Origin of the sequence: Streptomyces flavochromogenes (assembly GCF_000717595.1) — a bacterium.
GTDB classification, from domain to species: Bacteria; Actinomycetota; Actinomycetes; order Streptomycetales; family Streptomycetaceae; genus Streptomyces; species Streptomyces flavochromogenes.
Window position 1 is genome coordinate 1 of record NZ_JNZO01000083.1, and the last position, 1,457, is coordinate 1,457.

The 1,457-nt window shown below is 73.4% G+C and carries 1 protein-coding gene; it reads left to right on the forward strand.

What is annotated here, in order from left to right:
• The coding region (locus tag IF00_RS0140300) for a condensation domain-containing protein (protein WP_030327078.1) at positions 1-1,457 on the forward strand (1,457 nt) is incomplete at both ends.

Consider the following 1,457-nt stretch of genomic DNA (forward strand, 5'->3'; position numbering starts at 1 on the left):
GGCGAGATCGAGTCGGCGCTCGTCGCCCACGACTCCGTGGCACAGGCCGCGGTGATCGTCCGCGAGGACCGCCCCGGCGACAAGCGGCTCGTCGCCTACGTCGTCGCCAACGGCGGTGACGCCGTCACCGCGGGCGGCGAGGTCGACACCAACGCCCTGCGCCGGCACGCCGTCGACGCCCTGCCCGAGTACATGGTGCCGTCCGCGTTCGTCGTCCTGGACGCCCTGCCGCTGACCGGCAACGGAAAGCTCGACCGCCGCGCCCTGCCGCAGCCCGTGCTGACCGGCGAGAGCGACGGGCGAGCCCCGCGGAACCCCGTCGAGGAGGTGCTGTGCGGTCTCTTCGCCGACGTCCTCGGCCGGGCCTCCGTCACCGTCGACGACCACTTCCTGCGGCTCGGCGGGCACTCCCTGCTCGCCACCCGGCTCGTCAGCCGGATCCGCGCCGCCCTCGGCACCCGGATCACCGTGCGCGATATCTTCCAGCACCCGACCGTGGCCCAGCTCGCCGAGCTGGTCGCCGCGGGCGGCGGCGAGCCGGTCCGTGCCGCACTGACGGTCCAGGACCGGCCCGAACGGGTGCCGCTGTCGTCGGCCCAGCAACGCCTCTGGTTCCTCGACCAGCTGGAGGGCCCGTCCGCCACCTACAACATCCCACTGGCCGTGCGGCTCTCCGGCAGCCTCGACGCGGACGCCCTGCGTCTCGCGCTCACCGACGTCGTCGTACGCCACGAATCCCTGCGGACCGTCTTCCGGACCGCCGGCGGCGAGGCCCACCAGCACATCCTCGCCGCCGACGCGGTCGAGGTACCCCTGCCGACGGAGAAGGCGACGGAGGCGAACCTCCCCGGACTGCTCGCCGAGGAGAGCGCCAAGGTCTTCGACCTCACCACCGGACTGCCGATCCGCGCCGCCCTGTTCGAGCTGGCGACCGAGGAACACGTCCTCATGGTCGTCACCCACCACATCGCCTCCGACGGCTGGTCGAACGCCCCCTTCTTCGCCGACCTCGGCCGCGCCTACGAGGCCCGCGGCGCGGGCGCCGCCCCCGGCTGGGCGCCGCTCCCGGTCCAGTACGCCGACTACACGCTGTGGCAGCGCGAGCTGCTCGGCGCCGAGCAGCTCCCCCAACTCGACCACTGGCGGCAGGCGTTGGCCGGCCTCCCCGAGGAGGCCACGCTGCCGACGGACCGGCCCCGGCCCGCCGTCGCCTCCTACCAGGGCGCCACCCTCACCGTGTCCTGCCCCGCTCCGGTCCACCGGGCGCTGACCGGGCTCGCACGGGAAACCGGCACCACCGCCTTCATGGTGGCCCAGGCCGCTGTGGCCTCCGTGCTGTCGCGGTGTGGTGCGGGCTCTGATGTCCCGATCGGTTCGCCGGTCGCGGGGCGGACGGATCAGGCTCTCGACGATCTCGTGGGCTTCTTCGTCAATACGTTGGTTCTGCGTACGGATGT